The sequence below is a fragment of the Pseudomonas sp. GV047 genome, assembly GCF_003058245.1.
Classification (GTDB): domain Bacteria; phylum Pseudomonadota; class Gammaproteobacteria; order Pseudomonadales; family Pseudomonadaceae; genus Aquipseudomonas; species Aquipseudomonas marginalis.
The window spans coordinates 159,759-172,524 of the sequence record NZ_QCWA01000013.1 but is presented as its reverse complement, the minus strand read 5'-3'; the positions used below and the strand labels follow the sequence as shown (position 1 = coordinate 172,524).

Genomic DNA, 12,766 nt, shown 5'->3' with positions numbered 1-12,766 from the left:
CCCGAACTCAGCAGTGAAACGATGCATCGCCGATGGTAGTGTGGGGTTTCCCCATGTGAGAGTAGGTCATCGTCAAGATTAAATTCCGAAACCCCATTTGCGAAAGCAGATGGGGTTTTGTTTTGGGCGCTCGGAAAGTGCGAAGAGGCGCCTCGGCAGGGTCTTCAGTGCTAAAGTCCATGCCCATTAAAGGAAACAGGATCTCCGCTCGAAGTGCTAGCAGTACTTTGGGTAGGTCCAGGGGTAACCAAGGGTCGCTTTAGTGTCCTCGCAAGGCCTGTGAGTGGGCCTGCTGGACTTTATGATGGGGGTTGAGGGGGAGTCGCACTATCTCGCTCTCTGGGGCTGTCGCGGCCTCAGGGCGCTTTTCTGCAGACGAAAAAAAAGACCTTGAAATTCAAGGTCTTTCTTTAAGATGGTGCCCCGAGGGAGACTCGAACTCCCACTCCTTTCGAAAACGGATTTTGAATCCGCCGCGTCTACCAATTCCGCCATCAGGGCTCAATGGCGGCGAAGTATAGAGATGAGATTACCGTTGGTCAATCACGTTTCATGGTCTATTTTCACTATTTCCGCTAGACTTCCCGGCCCTGCTAGACGAACCCCATCATGCGCGTTGCTGACTTTACTTTTGAACTCCCGGATTCGCTGATTGCTCGCCACCCTTTGGCCGAGCGTCGCGCCAGTCGACTGCTGACCCTGGACGGGGCCAGCGGCACCCTCGCACACCGTCAATTCACTGATTTGCTTGAGCATTTGCGTCCGGGCGATCTGATGGTGTTCAACAATACCCGGGTCATCCCGGCACGGCTGTTTGGCCAGAAAGCATCCGGCGGCAAGCTGGAAATTCTGGTGGAACGGGTGTTGGACAGCCATCGTGTGCTGGCCCATGTACGCTCCAGCAAGTCGCCGAAACCGGGTTCGAGCATCCTCATCGAGGGTGGCGGTGAAGCCGAGATGGTGGCGCGTCATGATGCGCTGTTCGAACTCCGGTTCGCAGAAGAGGTTTTGCCGTTGCTGGAGCGTGTCGGCCATATGCCGTTGCCTCCTTATATCGACCGCCCGGACGAAGACTCGGACCGTGAGCGCTATCAAACGGTCTATTCCCAGCGCCTCGGTGCGGTTGCCGCGCCGACTGCCGGGCTGCATTTTGACCAGCTGCTGCTGGATGCGATTGCCGCCAAGGGCGTCGAGACCGCCTATGTGACCCTGCACGTGGGGGCCGGCACGTTTCAGCCGGTGCGTGTGGATAACATCGAAGACCACCATATGCACAGCGAATGGCTGGAAGTCAGCCAGGACGTCGTGGACGCAGTTAGCGCCTGCAAGGCGCGCGGCGGGCGGGTGGTTGCGGTGGGCACCACCAGCGTGCGCTCCCTTGAGAGCGCGGCGCGTGATGGCGTGCTCAAACCGTTCAGTGGCGACACCGATATCTTTATTTACCCAGGCCGGCCGTTCCATGTGGTCGACTGCCTGGTGACCAACTTCCATTTGCCGGAATCCACGCTGTTGATGCTGGTGTCGGCCTTCGCGGGTTATCCCGAAACAATGGCGGCGTATAAAGCAGCCATCGACAATGGATACCGTTTTTTCAGCTACGGTGATGCGATGTTTATCACCCGTAATCCGGCGCCGCGCGGCCCAGAGGAACAACTATGAGTCGTATGTCGTTTGAATTGCTCGCCACCGACGGCAAGGCCCGTCGCGGCCGCCTGACGTTTCCGCGCGGTACGGTAGAGACCCCGGCATTCATGCCCGTGGGCACCTACGGCACCGTCAAAGGCATGCTGCCGCGTGACATCGTCGCCACCGGCGCCGAGATCATCCTCGGCAACACCTTCCACCTGTGGCTGCGTCCAGGCACTGAAGTGATCAAGAAGCATGGCGACCTGCATGACTTCATGAAGTGGCAGGGCCCGATCCTCACGGACTCGGGTGGCTTCCAGGTGTTCAGCCTGGGTGCCATGCGCAAGATCAAGGAGGAGGGCGTGACCTTCGCCTCTCCGGTGGACGGTTCCAAGGTATTCATGGGGCCGGAAGAGTCCATGCAGGTGCAACGCGACCTGGGCTCGGACATCGTGATGATTTTCGACGAGTGCACGCCGTACCCGGCCGATGAAGACGTCGCGCGGATTTCCATGGAGCTGTCCCTGCGTTGGGCCCAGCGTTCGAAGAATGCCCATGGCGACAACACCGCGGCGCTGTTCGGTATCGTCCAGGGCGGCATGCATGAAAGCTTGCGCAAGCGCTCGCTGGAAGGCCTCGACAAGATCGGTTTTGACGGCCTGGCCATCGGCGGTCTGTCGGTGGGCGAACCGAAGCACGAGATGATCAAGGTACTGGACTACCTGCCAGGCCTGATGCCCGCTGACAAACCTCGTTACCTTATGGGCGTTGGCAAACCCGAAGATCTCGTAGAGGGTGTGCGCCGCGGTGTGGACATGTTCGATTGCGTGATGCCAACCCGTAATGCCCGCAATGGGCATCTGTTCATCGATACAGGCGTGCTCAAGATCCGTAACGCGTTCCATCGCCATGATGATTCGCCGCTGGATCCCACCTGTGATTGCTACACCTGCCAGAACTTCTCCCGTGCTTATCTGCACCATCTGGACAAATGCGGGGAAATGCTGGGTAGCATGTTGAATACCATCCACAATTTGCGTCACTACCAAGTCCTGATGGCTGGTTTGCGCGAGGCTATTCAACAGGGTACATTGGCCGCCTTCGTCGATGCCTTCTATGCCAAGCGCGGGCTCCCTGTGCCGCCCTTGGACTGAGTTTTCCGACCCTAAGATTCACTATTTGCAACTGGAGTGCTAAATGAGCTTTTTTATCTCTAACGCCATGGCTGACGCCGCTGCGCCTGCTGCTGCCGGCCCTATGGGCGGTGGTTTCGAGTGGATTTTCCTGGTCGGCTTCCTGGTCATCTTCTACCTGATGATCTGGCGTCCACAGGCCAAGCGTGCCAAAGAGCAGAAGAACCTGCTGGGCAGCCTGCAGAAAGGCGACGAAGTCGTGACCACCGGCGGTATCGCGGGCAAGATCACCAAGGTTTCCGATGCTTTCGTGGTTCTGGAAGTCTCCGACACCGTGGAAATGAAGTTCCAGAAGGGCGCCATCGCCGCCACGCTGCCAAAAGGCACGCTCAAAGCGATCTAAGTTCCAACCTTTACCAATCGACGGGGCGCGCAAGGCGCCCCGCGTTATAAGCGGGCGGCGTGATGCTGAACAAATACCCTCTGTGGAAATACGTACTGATCCTGGCGGTGCTGGCGATCGGTTTTATTTATTCCGCTCCCAATCTTTACCCTGATGACCCGGCGATCCAGATCACTGGCGCCAGCACTTCGCTGCAGGTCAACCAGGCTGACCTGGAACGCGCGAGCAAGGCACTGGCCGACGCGGGTATCCAGGTTAAAGCGGCAACATTGGCAGCTGGTGCGAAGGGCGGGTTGTTGCGCCTGACCAAGCAAGAAGACCAATTGCCGGCAAAAGATGTCGTACGCAAGGCCATGGGTGACGACTACGTCGTTGCGCTGAACCTGGCACAGACCACCCCGCAGTGGTTGCGCAGCATTGGCGCGCACCCGATGAAGCTGGGTCTGGACTTGTCCGGTGGTGTGCACTTCCTGCTGGAAGTCGACATGGACAAAGCCCTCGACGCACGCCTGAAGGTCTATGAAGGCGACGTGAAGAGCCTGCTGCGCAAAGAGAAGCTGCGTTATCGCAGCCTGCCGCAGCTCAACGGTGCCATCCAGCTGGGCTTCTCTGACGAAGCTTCCCGTGAACAGGCCCGTGCGCTGATCCGCAAGAACTTCAATGATTTCGACATCGTACCGGCCGACCTGAATGGTCAGGCGGTACTGCGTCTGGCGATGAGCCCGGCCAAGATCGCGGAAATCCGCGAATACTCCATCAAGCAGAACTTGACCACGGTACGTAACCGCGTCAACGAGCTGGGTGTGGCCGAGCCGATTGTTCAGCGTCAGGGCGCCAACCGCATCGTGGTTGAGCTGCCGGGCGTGCAGGACACCGCTGAAGCCAAGCGTATCCTGGGTAAAACCGCCAACCTGGAGTTCCGTCTTGCGGCTGAGCCGGGTGCTTCCCGCGCAACTTCCGAAGAGTTCGAGTTCCGTGAAGGCAACCGTCCTCCGGCGCTGATCGAGCGTGGCTTGATCATCACCGGTGACCAGGTGACCGACGCCAAGGCCGGTTTCGGCGAGCACGGTACCCCTGAAGTGAACATCCGCCTGGATGGCCACGGCGGCGAACTGATGAGCCGCGCCACGCGCAGCAACGTGGGTCGCAGCATGGCGGTGATCTTCATCGAGCAGCGCCCGGTGACCACCTACACCAAGCAAATGGTCAACGGCGTCGAGAAAGACGTACCGGTGCAGACCTTCAAGGAAGAGAAGAAGATCATCAGCCTGGCGACCATCCAGTCGCCGCTGGGTGCTCAATTCCGCATCACCGGCCTGAACGGCCAGGGCGAATCCTCGGAGCTGGCCCTGTTGCTGCGTGCCGGCGGCCTGGCTGCGCCGATGTATTTCGCTGAAGAACGTACCATCGGCCCGAGCCTGGGTGCCGACAACATCACCAAGGGTATCGACGCGGCCTTGTGGGGCATGCTGTTCGTGTCGCTGTTCATCATCGCCATCTACCGCTTCTTCGGCATCATTGCCACCGTGGCCCTGGCGGGCAACATGGTGATGCTGCTGGCCCTGATGTCGCTGCTGGGCGCCACGCTGACCCTGCCAGGTATCGCCGGTATCGTACTCACCATGGGTATGGCGGTAGACGCCAACGTGCTGATCTTCTCGCGGATTCGTGAAGAGATCGCCGCCGGCATGACCGTACAGCGTGCAATCAACGAAGGCTTCGGCCGGGCATTTACCGCGATTCTCGACTCCAACCTGACCACATTGCTGGTCGGCGGGATCCTCTTTGCCATGGGCACCGGCCCGGTCAAGGGTTTTGCGGTAACCATGTCCCTCGGTATCTTTACCTCGATGTTCACGGCCATCATGGTGACCCGCGCAATGGTCAACCTGATCTTTGGCGGGCGTGACTTCAAGAAGTTGTGGATTTAAGGGGCTGCCATGTTACGTACAATCAACTTCATGGGCGTTCGCAACATTGCGTTCGGCGTCACCGTGCTCCTTACCGTTCTGGCGTTGTTCAGCTGGTTCCATAAGGGCCTGAACTACGGTCTGGACTTCACCGGCGGTACGCTCATCGAGCTGACCTACGAGAAGCCTGCCGACGTCACCCTGGTGCGCAGTGAGCTGGTCAAGGCCGGCTATCACGAAGCCATCGTGCAGAGCTTCGGTGCGACCACCGACCTGCTGGTGCGCATGCCTGGCGAAGACCCGCAACTGGGTCACCAGGTAGCCGAGGCCTTGCAGAAGGTGGGTGGCGACAACCCGGCGTCGGTCAAGCGCGTCGAGTTCGTGGGCCCGCAAGTGGGTGAAGAACTGCGCGACCAGGGCGGCCTCGGCATGCTGATGGCGCTGGTCGGCATCATGATCTACCTGGCTTTCCGCTTTCAGTGGAAGTTCGGTGTCGGCGCCATTGTGTCGCTGATCCACGACGTGATCGTGACCGTGGGTATCCTGGCGTACTTCCAGATCACCTTCGACCTGACCGTGCTGGCGGCCGTACTGGCGATCATTGGTTACTCCCTCAATGACACCATTGTGGTATTCGACCGGGTTCGTGAGAACTTCCGCGTACTGCGCAAGGCATCGCTGATCGAGAACATCAACATCTCCACCACCCAGACCCTGCTGCGGACCATGGCGACGTCGATCTCCACCTTGCTGGCGATCGCGGCACTGATGATCTTCGGCGGCGACAACCTGTGGGGCTTCTCCCTGGCTCTGTTCATCGGCGTCCTGGCGGGCACCTACTCGTCGATCTACATCGCCAACGTGGTGCTGATCTGGCTGAACCTCAACAGCGAAGACCTGATCCCTCCTGCCGCCACTGGCAAAGAGGTCGACGATCGTCCTTGATGGGCGCTTGTTGATCTGCTGTTACAAAAAGGGCACGAGTATTGAACTCGTGCCTTTTTTTTTGCTCCAAGGCTGGGTATAGCGCGGATCTTTCGGTCCGTTTGTGATGGTCAGGAGGTTCAACGTGAACAAGTCGTTACTGGTTGGTGCGGTATTGGGTGCTGTCGGTGTAACTGCCGGGGGTGCTGTTGCCACCTACAGCCTGGTAAAAAGCGGCCCTGAGTATGCGCAAGTGCTGGCGGTGCAGCCGGTGAAAACCCAGATTAAAACACCTCGTGAAGTCTGCAAGGACGTCGCAGTGACCCGGCAGAAGCCGGTGCAGGATCAACATCAGATCGTCGGTACCGTGGTAGGTGCACTGGCCGGTGGCCTGTTGGGTAACCAGGTCGGTGGCGGTAACGGCAAAAAGCTGGCCACTGTGGCCGGTGCGGTCGGTGGTGGTTACGCCGGTAACAAGGTTCAGGAAGGCATGCAGAACCGCGATACCTATACCACCACCCAGACTCGCTGTAACACCGTCAACGACATCAGTGACAAGGTCGTCGGCTATGACGTGCGTTACACCTTGGATGGCAAGGAAGGTTCGGTGCGCATGGATCGTGATCCGGGCGGCCAGATTCCAGTCGACAAGGAAGGGCGTCTCGTCCTGGGCCAGAACCAGCAGTAAGTCTTCTCTTGTATTTGATTTGTGGTGTTGTTGGTATTTAAGCTCACATCAAGCAAATCCCTGGCATAAAAAAAGCACCCCGCAGGGTGCTTTTTTTTTGCTCGCTCGCTTAGCGCTTCAGCGAAGCCGGCAGGTGCGGCTGGATCGCCGTCAGTACGGCCTTGAAGCATTTGGTGTTGCCGGCAACGACGTGGCCTTTTTCCAGGAAGTCATGGCCGCCAGTGAAGTCGCTCACCAGGCCGCCGGCCTCTTGGATCAGCAGGGCGCCTGCAGCCATGTCCCACTCGGACAGGCCCGACTCCCAGAACGCATCAAAACGACCGGCAGCCACATAGGCCAGGTCCAGGCTGGCCGCGCCAGCGCGACGGATGCCGGCAGTCTGGCCAACCAGGGCGCGGAACATGCCCAGGTAGTTTTCCAGGTTGTCCATCTGGTCGTCACGGAACGGGAAGCCGGTACCCAGCAGGGCGCCGTCCAGGCTGGTGCGACCGCTGACGCGCAGGCGACGACCGTTCAGTTGGGCGCCACGGCCACGGCTGGCGGTGAATTCTTCCTGGCGAACAGGATCGAGTACTACAGCGTGTTCCAGGCGGCCACGGTATTTGCAGGCAATGCTGACGGCAAAGTGCGGGATGCCGCGCAGGAAGTTGGTGGTGCCATCCAGTGGGTCGATGATCCACAGGTAGTCTTCGCCTTCGCCGCTGCCTTTGTGCAGGCCGGTTTCCTCGCCGAGGATGCCGTGGGTAGGGTAGGCCTTGCGCAGCGCGTCGATGATCTTCTGTTCGGCGGCGCGATCCACCTCGGACACATAATCCTTGGCGTCTTTTTCGTCGACCTTGATGGTATCCAGGCGCTCGATGGAGCGGAAGATCAATTCACTGGCGCTGCGGGCGGCGCGCAGCGCGATATTCAGCATGGGCTGCATGGATGTGTCACCTAAGGTTGTTAAAGAAAGCCGAGCATTCTAGCAGAAACTTTCTTCAGGTGAAGGACGACGTTAGCTTTCATGGCATAACCTTAGGCTGTTCTGTAAGATTTGCTCCCCTTTCCCGTGTCCGAGAGCGCCTACCTTGCTGCAAAACATTCGTGTCGTCTTGGTCAATACCAGTCATCCCGGCAATATCGGCGGGGTGGCGCGAGCCATGAAAAACATGGGGCTGACGCGCCTGGTGCTGGTCGAGCCGCGCGTGTTCCCGCACCACGAGGCCGATGCCCGCGCATCCGGCGCCAATGACATCCTGGAAAAAGCCCAGGTGGTCGCCACTCTGGAAGACGCCTTGGTCGGCTGCAACCTGGTGCTTGGCACCAGTGCCCGTGACCGCCGCATCCCCTGGCCGCTGCTGGATCCGCGTGAGTGCGGTACCAAGGTGGTGGAAGAGGCGGCCGGCGGTGCTGAAATCGCCCTGGTATTCGGCCGTGAAGACTCCGGCCTCACCAATGAAGAGCTGCAACGATGTCATTATCACGTGCACATTCCATCAGACCCTGGGTTCAGTTCGCTGAACCTCGGAGCAGCGGTGCAGGTGTTGAGTTACGAAGTGCGCATGGCCTGGCTGGCCGCTGAAGGCCAGCCGAGCAAGGTAGAGAAGGATGAAGTGGCGTCGACCAAGAGTGGCGAACTGGCCACCATGGACGAGCTGGAGCGGTTCTATGAGCACCTGGAGCAAACCCTGGTGGCCATCGAATTCCTCGATCCGGAAAAGCCTCGACACTTGATGGCGCGCCTGCGCCGCCTGTACGGGCGCAGCTCGGTCAGCCGGGCGGAAATGAATATATTGCGTGGCATTCTCACGGAAACCCAGAAAGCGGCCCGTGGCGAGCTTCTTAAGCGGAAGGATTAAAAATGTTCGAGCGTTTGCGAGAAGATATCCAGAGTGTTTTCCATCGTGATCCGGCGGCGCGCAACGCCTTTGAAGTGCTGACCTGCTACCCGGGCATGCACGCGATCTGGATCCATCGCCTGTCCGGCGCTTTGTGGAATATGGGCTGGAAATGGCTGGCGCGGCTGGTGTCGAACTTCGGCCGCTGGTTGACCGGGATCGAGATTCACCCAGGTGCCAAGGTGGGACGTCGCTTCTTTATCGATCACGGTATGGGCATCGTCATTGGTGAGACGGCCGAGATCGGTGATGACGTGACCCTCTACCAGGGCGTGACATTGGGCGGCACCAGTTGGAACAAGGGTAAGCGCCACCCGACGCTGGAGGATGGTGTGGTGGTGGGTGCGGGCGCCAAGGTGCTTGGTCCGTTCACCGTAGGCGCTGGCGCCAAGGTCGGCTCCAACGCCGTGGTGACCAAGGCCGTGCCGGCCGGCGCCACTGTAGTGGGGATTCCGGGGCGGATCATCGTCAAGCCGGACGTGGGCGATGAGCAGGAAGCCAAGCGCAAGGCCATGGCCGAGAAAATCGGTTTCGATGCCTACGGTGTCAGCGAAGACATGCCCGACCCGGTGGCGCGCGCCATCGGTCAGTTGCTTGACCACCTGCAAGCGGTGGACGGCAAGCTGGACGGTATGTGCGGCGCGCTGAAGGAGTTGGGCAGCAGCTACTGTGCGAAAGACCTGCCTGAGCTGCGCGAAGAGGACTTCGCCGAGATCAAGAGTGAGCCCGCCACCAAGGCTGGCTGAGATTTCACATTTGCTGCTAGGCCCGTGTGGGAGGGGGGGGCTTGCCCCGATGGCCATCTGTCAGTCACCCAATATATTGACTGATCCACCGCTATCGGGGGCAAGCCCCCTCCCACATTTGATCTCCATTCGTCTCGATATCGAACCATCGCCCCGCTGCCGCTGTTCGTCCCTGCCCCATCCTGCTATGATTCGCGCGCCCTTTTTACGGGTAATCCTGACTAAAGTACTAGGTCTTATAGTTGACTTAAATACTCGGGAATCGCATACTTGCTCCCATTCTGAAACACCTTGGTACTTGTCCATGAGACTGACTACAAAAGGCCGATACGCGGTGACCGCCATGCTTGACTTGGCCTTGCACGCGCAAACTGGGCCGGTGTCCCTGGCCGATATCTCCGAGCGCCAAGGCATTTCCCTGTCCTACCTTGAGCAGCTGTTCGCCAAGCTGCGCCGCAGCAATCTGGTCTCCAGTGTGCGTGGGCCGGGCGGCGGTTATCAGCTGTCCCGCGACATGCAGGGCATCCAGGTGGCCCAGGTGATCGACGCGGTCAACGAGTCCGTCGACGCGACCAAGTGCCAGGGCCTGGGTGACTGCCACGCCGGCGACACCTGCCTGACGCACCACTTGTGGTGTGACTTGAGCCTGCAGATCCATGAGTTTTTGAGTGGTATCAGCTTGGCTGATCTTGTGACTCGCCGTGAGGTGCAAGAAGTAGCCCAGCGTCAGGACCAGCGCCGTTGCAACACCAAGGCGCCGCGTCTGGACAAGATCGAAGCGTCCGCCGTCGAGTGACAGCCGAAGAGCTAACGGCACGCCAGCCAGCCTGATTTAGGAGAAAGTCCATGAAATTGCCGATTTACCTTGATTATTCAGCGACCACCCCGGTTGATCCGCGTGTCGCGCAAAAGATGAGCGAATGCCTGCTGGTCGACGGAAACTTCGGCAACCCGGCCTCCCGTTCCCACGTTTTCGGCTGGAAAGCCGAGGAAGCGGTCGAGAACGCTCGTCGCCAGGTTGCTGACCTGGTTGGCGCAGACCCGCGTGAAATCGTCTGGACCTCCGGTGCCACCGAGTCCGACAACCTGGCTATCAAGGGCGCGGCGCATTTCTACGCGACCAAAGGCAAGCACCTGATCACCACCAAGATTGAGCACAAGGCTGTCCTCGACACCATGCGCCAACTGGAGCGTGAAGGTTTCGAGGTTACTTACCTCGAGCCAACCACCGACGGTATCGTCACACCGGCGATGATCGAAGCCGCGCTGCGTGAAGACACCATCCTGGTTTCCGTGATCCACGTGAATAACGAAATCGGTACCATCAACGACATCGCGGCCATCGGCGAGCTGACTCGCTCCAAGGGCATCCTGCTGCACGTCGACGCTGCCCAGTCCACCGGCAAGGTCGACATCGACCTGTCCAAGCTGAAAGTCGACCTGATGTCGTTCTCGGCCCACAAGACCTATGGCCCCAAAGGCATCGGCGCCCTGTACGTGAGCCGCAAGCCACGCGTGCGCATCGAAGCCACCATGCACGGCGGCGGTCACGAGCGCGGCATGCGTTCGGGCACCCTGGCGACCCACCAGATCGTCGGCATGGGCGAAGCCTTCCGCGTAGCCAAGGAAGACATGGCTGCCGAAAACGTACGTATCAAGGCCCTGAGCGATCGCTTCTACAAGCAGGTCGAGAACCTTGAAGAGCTGTACATCAACGGCAGCATGACTGCCCGTGTACCGCACAACCTGAATTTGAGCTTCAACTATGTCGAAGGCGAGTCGCTGATCATGGCGCTCAAGGACCTGGCGGTTTCATCCGGTTCGGCCTGCACCTCGGCTTCGCTTGAGCCTTCGTACGTATTGCGCGCCCTGGGCCGCAACGACGAACTGGCACACAGCTCGATCCGCTTTACGTTCGGCCGCTTCACCACCGAAGAGCAAGTCGACTACGCCGCGCAGAAGGTCTGCGAAGCCGTCAACAAGCTGCGTGTCCTGTCGCCGCTGTGGGACATGTACAAAGACGGTGTCGATATTTCCAAGATCGAGTGGGCGGCACACTAACTATAGAAGCCGCCACCCAAGCTCTGTAGGAACGTGGCGGAAAACGCAGGCGTTTCTACAGGGTTCCAGAGCGGCCCTGATGAGTGAGGATTCAGTACCATGGCTTACAGCGAAAAGGTCATCGACCACTACGAAAACCCGCGCAACGTCGGCAAGATGAACGCGGAAGATCCTGATGTCGGCACCGGCATGGTCGGCGCTCCGGCGTGCGGCGATGTGATGCGCCTGCAGATCAAGGTCAACGACGCTGGCGTTATCGAAGACGCCAAGTTCAAGACTTACGGTTGCGGTTCGGCGATCGCCTCCAGCTCCCTGGCGACCGAATGGATGAAAGGCAAGACCCTGGATGAGGCTGTGACTATCAGCAACACCCAGCTGGCCGAAGAACTGGCCCTGCCGCCAGTGAAAATCCACTGCTCCGTGCTCGCTGAAGACGCCATCAAGGCGGCCGTTCGCGACTACAAGCAGAAGAAAGGCTTGATCTAAGCATTTGGCGACGAGTAAGGAGTCAACGATGGCTATCAGCATGACAGAAGCGGCTGCGCGGCACGTGCGACGCTCCCTGGATGGGCGCGGTAAAGGTGAGGGGATTCGTCTGGGTGTTCGCACCACGGGCTGCTCCGGCCTTGCCTATGTGCTGGAGTTCGTCGACGAGGTGGTCGATGAGGACCAGGTGTTCGAAAGTCACGGCGAGAAAGTGATCATCGACCCTAAAAGCCTGACCTACCTGGACGGCACCGAACTCGATTTCGTCAAGGAAGGGTTGAACGAAGGCTTCAAGTTCAACAACCCCAACGTGCGCGGTGAATGTGGCTGCGGCGAAAGCTTCAACATCTGAGGCTATTCGTGGGTACTCCTTGTCATTTCGCTTTATTCGAGCTGCAGCCGAGTTTTAGGCTGGACCTCGAGCAGCTTGCCACGCGCTACCGAGAATTGGCGCGTGGGGTGCATCCGGACCGCTTCGCTGACGCTTCCGAGCGTGAGCAGCGCCTGGCGCTGGAGCAATCGGCCAGCCTCAACGAAGCCTATCAGACGCTCAAGAGCCCTCCTAAACGCGCGCGTTACCTGCTCGCGATGAACGGTGGCGAGTTGCCGCTGGAAGTGACCGTGCACGACCCGGACTTCCTGATGCAGCAGATGCAATGGCGTGAAGAACTCGAAGACCTGCAGGACGAAGCCGATGTGGCGGGTGTCGCGGTCTTCAAGCGTCGTCTGAAAATTGCCCAGGATGAACTCAACGAAAGCTTCGCAGCCTGTTGGGATGATGCAGCGCAACGTGAACAGGCCGAGCGCCTGATGCGGCGCATGCAGTTCCTCGACAAGCTCACCTACGAAGTGCGCCAGCTGGAAGAGCGCCTCGACGATTAACCCAGTGTGCTGCCCGTGATGCGCGCC

The 12,766-nt window shown here is 59.4% G+C and carries 14 protein-coding genes and 1 tRNA gene; 13 read left to right on the top strand and 2 right to left on the bottom strand.

Features of this window, described 5'->3' with window-relative positions; all coding sequences use genetic code 11:
- Positions 1–416: 416 nt before the first annotated feature.
- Positions 417–501 (bottom strand) — tRNA-Leu (locus C8K58_RS27020).
- Positions 502–609: 108 nt separating this feature from the next.
- On the opposite strand from C8K58_RS27020, the gene queA reads away from it, so the two are divergent.
- The 6 genes from queA (at position 610) to C8K58_RS26990 (ending at position 6,684) form a co-directional block, all read left to right on the top strand.
- Entirely contained in the window at positions 610–1,659 is a 1,050-nt protein-coding gene (queA, locus tag C8K58_RS27015) for a tRNA preQ1(34) S-adenosylmethionine ribosyltransferase-isomerase QueA (protein ID WP_065939254.1), read from the top strand.
- A 5-nt stretch (positions 1,660–1,664) separates the two neighbouring features.
- Entirely contained in the window at positions 1,665–2,780 is a 1,116-nt protein-coding gene (gene tgt / locus C8K58_RS27010) for a tRNA guanosine(34) transglycosylase Tgt (RefSeq protein ID WP_003175976.1), read from the top strand.
- 43 nt (positions 2,781–2,823) lie between these two features.
- Complete coding sequence (yajC, locus tag C8K58_RS27005; RefSeq protein WP_003175975.1) at positions 2,824–3,162, top strand: preprotein translocase subunit YajC; 339 nt, start codon at positions 2,824–2,826, stop codon at positions 3,160–3,162.
- A gap of 62 nt (positions 3,163–3,224) precedes the next feature.
- Positions 3,225–5,093 carry a protein translocase subunit SecD gene (gene secD / locus C8K58_RS27000; RefSeq protein ID WP_027605408.1) on the top strand — a complete coding sequence of 623 codons (1,869 nt, stop codon included), beginning with the start codon at positions 3,225–3,227 and terminating at the stop codon, positions 5,091–5,093.
- A 9-nt stretch (positions 5,094–5,102) separates the two neighbouring features.
- Positions 5,103–6,017, top strand: coding sequence for a protein translocase subunit SecF (gene secF / locus C8K58_RS26995; protein ID WP_027605409.1), 915 nt, complete (start codon positions 5,103–5,105; stop codon positions 6,015–6,017).
- A gap of 124 nt (positions 6,018–6,141) precedes the next feature.
- Entirely contained in the window at positions 6,142–6,684 is a 543-nt protein-coding gene (locus tag C8K58_RS26990) for a glycine zipper 2TM domain-containing protein (RefSeq protein WP_015885750.1), read from the top strand.
- A gap of 109 nt (positions 6,685–6,793) precedes the next feature.
- On the opposite strand, the gene suhB is transcribed toward C8K58_RS26990, so the two are convergent.
- Entirely contained in the window at positions 6,794–7,609 is an 816-nt protein-coding gene (gene suhB / locus C8K58_RS26985; RefSeq protein ID WP_003175971.1) for an inositol-phosphate phosphatase, read from the bottom strand.
- Positions 7,610–7,754: 145 nt separating this feature from the next.
- Here suhB and trmJ point away from each other — a divergent pair, with 145 nt between their 5' ends.
- The 7 genes from trmJ (at position 7,755) to hscB (ending at position 12,739) form a co-directional block, all read left to right on the top strand.
- Positions 7,755–8,525, top strand: coding sequence for a tRNA (cytosine(32)/uridine(32)-2'-O)-methyltransferase TrmJ (gene trmJ, locus C8K58_RS26980; RefSeq protein WP_027605410.1), 771 nt, complete (start codon positions 7,755–7,757; stop codon positions 8,523–8,525).
- 2 nt (positions 8,526–8,527) lie between these two features.
- Complete coding sequence (gene cysE / locus C8K58_RS26975; protein ID WP_092358316.1) at positions 8,528–9,310, top strand: serine O-acetyltransferase; 783 nt, start codon at positions 8,528–8,530, stop codon at positions 9,308–9,310.
- Positions 9,311–9,614: 304 nt separating this feature from the next.
- Positions 9,615–10,106, top strand: coding sequence for a Fe-S cluster assembly transcriptional regulator IscR (gene iscR / locus C8K58_RS26970; RefSeq protein ID WP_003194020.1), 492 nt, complete (start codon positions 9,615–9,617; stop codon positions 10,104–10,106).
- A 50-nt stretch (positions 10,107–10,156) separates the two neighbouring features.
- Positions 10,157–11,371 carry an IscS subfamily cysteine desulfurase gene (locus C8K58_RS26965; RefSeq protein WP_017530022.1) on the top strand — a complete coding sequence of 405 codons (1,215 nt, stop codon included), beginning with the start codon at positions 10,157–10,159 and terminating at the stop codon, positions 11,369–11,371.
- A 99-nt stretch (positions 11,372–11,470) separates the two neighbouring features.
- Entirely contained in the window at positions 11,471–11,857 is a 387-nt protein-coding gene (iscU, locus tag C8K58_RS26960; RefSeq protein ID WP_003175965.1) for a Fe-S cluster assembly scaffold IscU, read from the top strand.
- A 28-nt stretch (positions 11,858–11,885) separates the two neighbouring features.
- A complete protein-coding gene (gene iscA, locus C8K58_RS26955; RefSeq protein ID WP_024077295.1) occupies positions 11,886–12,209 on the top strand; it encodes an iron-sulfur cluster assembly protein IscA in 324 nt (107 codons plus the stop codon).
- Positions 12,210–12,217: 8 nt separating this feature from the next.
- A complete protein-coding gene (gene hscB / locus C8K58_RS26950; protein WP_108574641.1) occupies positions 12,218–12,739 on the top strand; it encodes a co-chaperone HscB in 522 nt (173 codons plus the stop codon).
- The last annotated feature ends 27 nt before the right edge of the window (positions 12,740–12,766 follow it).